Here is a 6,926-nt window from a genome sequence, read left to right as displayed (position 1 = left end):
ACAGAAAATCTGCAAAACCGGACAGGCCAACCGCCACAGGCAAGGCCAAAGCAACGCGGCCGCGAACGCCGAAGGCGGTTGTCGCCGCGCCGCGAGGTCCGGGACGGCCGAGCGCGGCGTCGGGTGGCGTCGACCAACGCGTGCGCCTGCTCGACGCGGCGGTCGCGCTGTTCGGCGAGCGCGGCATCGCGGCGACGCCGCTGCGCGAGATCGCACGCCGCGCACAGGTCACGCCGGCGCTGCTGCACTACTACTTCGCGAGCAAGGACTCGCTCGTACAGACCCTGCTCGACGAACGCATCGCACCGTTCATCGCCGTGTCGGTGGCGCCGCTGCGCGAGCCGTTGCCGAGCCCGCGTGCCACGTTGCGCCGCTTCCTCGAAACGCATATGCGCAACATCGCGGCCAATCCGTGGATGCCGCGGCTGATGGCGCGCGAGGTGCTCAGCGAGGGCGGTGCGCTGCGCGCACAGGTGCAAGCGCAGTTCATGGCGACGATCGCGCCGAAGGCGCTGTACCAGATCACCGCCGCGCAGCGCCGCGGCGAAATCCGCACCGACCTGCATCCGTTGCTGCTCGGCCTGTCGCTGATCAGCCTCGTCGTGTTTCCGTTCGCCGCGCTACCCGTGTGGCGCGGCATGGCGGCGGCGATGCTGGACGGCGTCGCCGCGGACAAAGCGCAAACCCTGCGCACCTGGGCCAAGACCATGGCCGCGCAGCAGCCTTCCTTGGAGGACGGCATCGACGAGGCGCTGATCGCGCACACCTTGACCGTCATCGACAGCGTACTGGAGCCGATCCATGCGAAACCTAAGCGCTAGCCTGCTCGTGATCTTCGCCGCGCTCTCCATTGCCGGCTGCACGCGCGAAAACGACGCTGGCACCCTGCTCGGCACGCTCGAATGGGACCGCATCTCTGTGCCCGCCGAAGTGTCCGAACCGGTCACCCAGATCCTCGTCAAGGAAGGCGACAATGTCGCCGCCGACCAGTTGCTGCTGGTGCTCGATCCACGCCGCACGCAGGCGCAGGTCGATGCCGCGCAGGCCGATGTCGCGCGCCTCTCGGCGGCACTTGACGAATTGCGCCACGGTGCGCGCGCCGAGACGATCGATGCTTCGCGCGCAGCGCTCGCGCGGGCGCAGGCCGGCGCGGTCAACGCGAAGCTCGCACGCGACCGCGCGGCCGAGATCCGCAAGCGCGGACTCAACAGCCAGGCCGATCTCGACAATGCCGACGCGGCGCTGCGCCAGGCCAACGCCGAGACGAATTCCGCTCGCGCCAGCCTCGACGAACTGCTGCACGGCACGCGCGTCGAGGACATCAGCCAGGGCGAAGCCGCGCTCGCGCAGGCGCAGGCGCAACTCGCGCAGCTGCAGGTGACGTTGTCGCACTTGAGTGTGCATGCGACGCGTGCGGGCCGGGTCGATTCACTGCCGTACAAAACCGGCGACCGCCCCGCGCAGGGCGCGAGCGTGGTCAGTCTGCTCGTCGGCGACGCGCCGTTCGCGCGCGTCTACGTTCCCGAAACGATGCGCGCAAATCTCAAGCAGGGCGCGCGCTTCAAGATCAGCATCGACGGAGCTGCCGCGCCGTTCGACGCGACCGCGCTGCGCATCGCGAGCGAGCCGACGTTCACACCGTACTATGCGCTTAGCGGCGACGACGCGAGCCGGCTCGCATGGCGCGCCGAACTCGCGCTCGACGCCTCGGAAAAGACGAAGGATCTGCCCGCGGGCATTCCGTGCCGGGCGTTGTTGGCGACCAGCGAAAAACATTGAGCGCTTTGCCGTCCATGGCCGAGTCCGTCAACGCCATCGTCGCGCGTGGCCTGACGAAGAAATTCGGCGAGCTCGTCGCGGTCGATCAAGTCGATCTCACCGTCGCGCGCGCGCAGGTCTACGGCTTCCTCGGGCCGAATGGTTCGGGCAAGTCGACGACGATCCGCATGCTCTGCGGCCTGCTCCTGCCGACCAGCGGCGACATCACCGTGCTCGACTGCACGATTCCGCGCGACGCCGAGGCGCTCAAGCGGCGCATCGGCTACATGACGCAGAAGTTCTCGCTCTACGATGATCTGACCGTGTACGAGAATCTCGACTTCGTTGCCGCCGTGCACGAGTTTTCGCGCGGCGAGGCAGGAAAGCGCATCGAGGAATTGCTGCAGACCTACTGGTTGACGCAGCAGCGTGACCAGCTCGCCGGCACGATGTCGGGCGGGCAAAAGCAGCGCCTCGCGCTCGCCGCGGCGGTACTGCACAAGCCCGAACTGCTTCTGCTCGACGAGCCGACCAGCGCGGTCGATCCGCAGTCACGGCGCGAGTTCTGGGATTCGCTGTTCGCGCTCGCCGACGCCGGCACGACGATCCTCGTCTCCACCCACTACATGGACGAGGCCGAGCGTTGCCATCGACTCGCCATCCTCGACCATGGTCGCCTCGTCGCCGACGGCAGTCCGCGCGAGCTCTGCGCTGCGCTGCCGGGCCAGGCGCTGCTGGTCGAATGCGATTTGCCGCGGCGCGCGCAGCAGGCGCTCGAAGGCGACACAGCAATCGTGTCGATGGCGCAGATCGGCGCGCACCTGCGCGTGCTCGTGCGCGACGGCGCGGATGCGCGTTCGGCGATCGCGGCGAAGCTTCGACAGCAAGGTATCGATGCGCGCGTCGAGCCGGTTGAAGCCAACCTCGAAGACGTCTTCGTCGTCGCCACGCAGAAGCCGAAGCGCGAGGCTGCGGCATGAACCTGCGCCGCCTCTTTTCGATCGTGCTCAAGGAACTGCGCCAGCTGCGCCGCGACCGGCTCACGTTCGCGATGATCGTCGGCATCCCGACCATGCAGCTGCTGCTGTTCGGCTATGCGATCAACCTCGACATCCGCCAGCTGCCCGCGGCCGTGCTCGACCAGGCGCAGACCGCGCACGCGCGCGAAGTCGTCGCCGCGCTCGCGCAGACCGGCGTGATGGATTTCCACTATCGGCTGCAGACGCCGCAGGAACTCGATGATTTGATACGCGCAGGCAGGATAAGCGCCGCGCTCGTGATCCCCCCCGACTTCGAGCGCCGTCTGGCAGGTCAAAACATCGATACCCAACCGTGGCCGCGTCCGCCGCTGCAGATCGTCGTCGACGGTTCCGACCAGGTCGTGCAGCAGGCCGCCGCACAACTCGCCTTGTTGCCGCTGCAGAAGCTGATTGATCCGGCCGTGGCGACGCCGGCGAAGAACGTCGAAATCGTGAACTTCTACAACCCCGCGCGGCTCGCGCCGGTCAACACCGTACCCGGTCTCATCGGCGTGATCCTGACGATGACGATGGTGCTGTTCACCGCGATGGCGATTGTGCGCGAGCGCGAGCGCGGCAACCTCGAATTCCTCATCGCGACGCCGGTCTCGCCGTTCGAGCTGACGCTCGGCAAGGTGCTGCCGTTCGTCGGGATCGGTCTGCTGCAGGTGACCGTCGTGCTGCTGCTCGGCGTCGCCATCTTCCACGTGCCGATCCGCGGCTCGCTGTTCGACGTCTACGGCGCAGCGCTGGCCTTCATCGTCGCCTCGCTGTCGCTGGGCGTGTTCATTTCCACGCTGGCGAAGACCCAGTTTCAGTCGATGCAGCTCGCGTTCTTCACCTTCCTGCCGCAGATCCTGCTCTCGGGCTTCATGTTTCCGTACGCGGGCATGCCGCGGCCGGCGCAATGGCTCGCGGAAATCTTCCCGATGACGCACTTCATCCGCCTGATCCGCGGCATCATGCTGCGCGGCGCGCACCTCGCCGAGCTGTGGCCGGAGCTGGCCGCGCTCGCCGCGTTCTGCGTCGTCACCCTGACGATCGCGGTGCTGCGCACACGCAAGCGGCTGGACTAGGCGCAAGGCTCAGGGTTTTTGTGCTGCATCGCGCTTCGCCCTCTCGGCTACGAGCGCCACGACGGGAACGCCGACATAGGGTTCGCTTGGGAAATCGAAATTGCTTAACGTGACGACGGTGTAAGGCGAATCGAGCACGAGATGCAAATACGTGCTCACGCCCGGATAGCCGCCGCTGTGGCCGACGACGGTGCGTCCATAGACATCCTCGATCTCCAGCGCGTAGCCGTAGTGTTCACCAGCTCGCCACGGTTTGGTCATCTGCGCGAACACGCCTGGGCTTACGAGCTTGCCGCTGCGCAATGCATCGGCGAAACGAACCAGGTCATCCGCCGTCGACAGTGCGCCGCCGGCCGGACTGCCGATATCGGCTTCGGCTTCGTGCCAATCAGCGGTCCCGCCTTTTTCGCCTCGCTTCGTATATGGCGTGACCGTCCCCGCGTTCTTGTGCGGAATGTTGTTCGGGTCGCTGTTGACCATGCCGGCGACGGCGAAGATGTGCTTGCGCAGATAGTCGGGGTAGTCTTCGCCGGAGGCCGCCTCGACGATCGCGCCGGCGAGCACGAGGCCGGCGTTGCTGTAGTCCCATTTTGTTCCGGGCTCGAAACGGGGTTCGTCTTTATCGAACAGCGTCAGGAATTCCGCCGCGCGTTTCGTGCCGTTCTTCATCATCGCCGGGGTGCGTTTGCCGAGAAAATCGCCCAGGCCCGCGGTATGCGACAACAGCATGCTGACTGTAACCTTGTCGCGCACCGTTTGATTCGGGTAATCCGGGAAGAATTTCCCGACTTTGTCGTCGAATGCCAGCTTCTTCTGGTCGACGAGCTGGCCGATTGCCGCAGCAGTGAGCATCTTGCCCATCGATCCCAGAGTGAACTGCGTCGAGCCGGTGATCGGAGTTTTCTTCTCGCGGTTTGCATAGCCGCCGCTCGCGCTGACGACAAGCTGCGTGCCGCGCGCGACACTGACGATGCCGGAAAACAATCCTGCCTGTGCGCGCTCGGTAACCAAAGCCTTTGCTCTCGTGGCGATTGCCGCGTCACCGAGGTCCTTTGGCATCGACGATTCGGGAGGCGTAGCCGGCCAATAGCCGACATTCTCAATCTTGCCCGTGCTGTCCGCGTTGAACTGCATGCCGTACCAGATGCCGGACTTCAATCCGACCATAAGCAAAGAAATAACGCCGGCGTCCGACTTGGTAATTTCGGCGACGTGATATCCGCCGTCGATCGAACATTTCCTCGCGTCCTCCTGTGCGATGTCGTCGACCGAAACGTTCTTCGCCGCCTCCGCGGAAAGATGGGCGATGGTCCAGGCTCGTATTTGCCTGGAGTCTTGGCAGGCCTCCAGCCAGCCCTGGGCCAGCTTCCCCGCCTTCGTATCTGGCAAGAGCACGCTCTGGGCCGGGATATCGGCGGCGATTGCCTCGCGCCCCTGGCCGACGAGGGAAAGCAACGCGAGCAGTAGCGACTTGGCGCTGGAGAAACGCAGCTTCCGGATACTCATTGTGCGGCGCTCCGACGTGATGGATACAGGCTTGGGGTGGCGACAGCATAATTCGGCAGATCTGTCGCTGGCATGGCCCGGCAAGCCCGCGCACGGCAGAATTCTCGTTGCGGATGCCGATGCCTTCTTTGCGGGCAAATCGTTGTCTTTGCGTTAAGAATATCTGAGTACTTCATCGATTCGGCGCGGACGCGTGGAACGCCGTGCCCGCAGCGACTACACTGCGCGCTGCTCGTTTTTTCCGACCGCTTTCTCCATGACGTTTTCCATGCTCCTTCGCGCCGTGCCGCGGAGCCTGTCGTTCACCCTTGCGCTGGCCTGCGCCGCCTGTGGCGAAGCGCCGCCGCCTGCCGCGCCGGCTCCGCCGCCGTCACCGTCGATTCCGCGCATCACCGACAAGGTCGAGGCCGCCGGCGCCGACGGCATCGAGGTCGCCGCGCGCTACCCGTCCATGCGCACCGAACTTGCCCCGCTCGAAGCGGCGATGCACGCCTACACGCAGGCGCAGCAGGCCGAACTCGCAGAGCGCATCAAAAAGCTGAAGCCCGAAGCCGAACGCGCCGAGCGGCCGGGCAAGCTCGATCTCGACTTCACCGTCGCCACGCAAACCGTCGCTTTCGCCAGCGCGCTCGCCCAGGGCCAGGCCGATGTCGGTGACGGCACGCCGACGCCGTTGCGCGCCGCGTTCAACCAGCATCTGCCGAGTGGCAAGATCGTCGCGTTCGCCGACCTGTTCACCGACCCGGCGGCCGCACTGAAAACCTTCAGCGACGAAGTGCGCCGCCGCCTCTACGCCGAATACGAGGCGCGCCTGTACAACCAGAACCTGCCGCAGGCCGAATTGACCGCGCGCATGAAGGCGATGCACACGCTCGTCGACAAGGGCACCGAGCCTGCGGCTGAAAACTTCGCCGCGTTCCTCGTCGACGGCGTCGACGGCAAGGCGATCGGCATCACCGTGATCTTCGCGCCGGGCCAAGTCGCGGCCGAGGCCGAAGGCGCGCCGCAGGTCGAAGTGCCGGTGAAGCTGTTCGTCGACGCGATCAAGCCGGAGTATCGCGACGCCTTCGACAAGGACAGCGCCACGCAGGCCGCGCCGCCGCCGGGTACACCGGGTTCTGGCTCGCGCTGAGCGCCCGGCATGCCGACCGAACAGGCGTTGTATTTCGTCCTCAGTGCGGTCTTGATCCTCGTCGGTCTCGCCGGCACCGTTATTCCCGCGCTGCCCGGCGTACCTCTGGTATTCGCGGGCATGCTACTCGCGGCGTGGACCGATCACTTCCAGCACGTCGGTGTGTTCACCTTGATCGTGCTCGGCGTGTTGTCGCTGCTCGCGCTGGCGATCGATTTCGTCGCCAGCCTGCTCGGCGCGAAACGGGTCGGTGCCAGTCCGCATGCGATCTGGGGCGCGATGATCGGCACCGTGGTCGGCCTGTTCTTCAGTTTGCCGGGTTTGATTTTCGGACCGTTCCTCGGCGCAGTCGCGGGCGAGTTGCTGGTCGGCAGCCAACTGAGCCGCGCCACGCATGTCGGTGTCGGCACGTGGCTGGGGCTGCTGTTCGGCACG

Annotated in this window: 7 protein-coding genes; 6 read left to right on the top strand and 1 reads right to left on the bottom strand. The window is 65.9% G+C overall.

Annotated features, from left to right (window positions below; translation table 11 throughout):
* The 4 genes from VF497_RS02785 to VF497_RS02770 all read left to right on the top strand — a co-directional run.
* A partial coding sequence (locus VF497_RS02785) for a TetR/AcrR family transcriptional regulator (protein WP_330886037.1) occupies positions 1-821 on the top strand: 821 nt, incomplete at its 5' end.
* Positions 802-1,779: an HlyD family secretion protein gene (locus VF497_RS02780; protein ID WP_330886035.1), complete on the top strand. Its 978-nt coding sequence runs from the start codon at positions 802-804 to the stop codon at positions 1,777-1,779. The genes VF497_RS02785 and VF497_RS02780, both read left to right, overlap by 20 nt.
* Positions 1,780-1,814: 35 nt before the next feature.
* Positions 1,815-2,738, top strand: coding sequence for an ABC transporter ATP-binding protein (locus tag VF497_RS02775; RefSeq protein WP_330886038.1), 924 nt, complete (start codon positions 1,815-1,817; stop codon positions 2,736-2,738).
* Positions 2,735-3,853 carry an ABC transporter permease gene (locus VF497_RS02770; RefSeq protein WP_330886033.1) on the top strand — a complete coding sequence of 373 codons (1,119 nt, stop codon included), beginning with the start codon at positions 2,735-2,737 and terminating at the stop codon, positions 3,851-3,853. Before VF497_RS02775 ends, VF497_RS02770 begins: the two co-directional genes overlap by 4 nt.
* A 9-nt stretch (positions 3,854-3,862) precedes the next feature.
* On the opposite strand, the gene VF497_RS02765 is transcribed toward VF497_RS02770, so the two are convergent.
* Positions 3,863-5,497, bottom strand: a complete 1,635-nt coding sequence (locus VF497_RS02765; RefSeq protein WP_330886031.1) for a serine hydrolase domain-containing protein — start codon at positions 5,495-5,497, stop codon at positions 3,863-3,865.
* Positions 5,498-5,627: 130 nt separating this feature from the next.
* Between VF497_RS02765 and VF497_RS02760 the strand changes: the two genes are divergently transcribed.
* Together VF497_RS02760 and VF497_RS02755 are read left to right on the top strand one after the other, a co-directional pair.
* A complete protein-coding gene (locus tag VF497_RS02760; RefSeq protein ID WP_330886028.1) occupies positions 5,628-6,491 on the top strand; it encodes an RsiV family protein in 864 nt (287 codons plus the stop codon).
* A gap of 9 nt (positions 6,492-6,500) precedes the next feature.
* On the top strand, positions 6,501-6,926 hold a 426-nt coding region (locus tag VF497_RS02755; RefSeq protein ID WP_330886026.1), incomplete at its 3' end, for a DUF456 domain-containing protein.

It is taken from the genome of Rudaea sp. (assembly GCF_036383415.1).
GTDB lineage: Bacteria > Pseudomonadota > Gammaproteobacteria > Xanthomonadales > Rhodanobacteraceae > Rudaea.
The sequence above is the reverse complement of the archived record's forward strand: the minus strand, read 5'-3'. Positions and strand labels throughout refer to the sequence as shown.

Bases quoted from the DNA above. Each gene is read 5' to 3' on its own strand.
- VF497_RS02770 (WP_330886033.1), top strand. From the start codon at position 2,735: ATGAACCTGCGCCGCCTCTTTTCGATCGTGCTCAAGGAACTGCGCCAG.
- VF497_RS02760 (WP_330886028.1), top strand. From the start codon at position 5,628: ATGCTCCTTCGCGCCGTGCCGCGGAGCCTGTCGTTCACCCTTGCGCTG.
- VF497_RS02780 (WP_330886035.1), top strand. From the start codon at position 802: ATGCGAAACCTAAGCGCTAGCCTGCTCGTGATCTTCGCCGCGCTCTCC.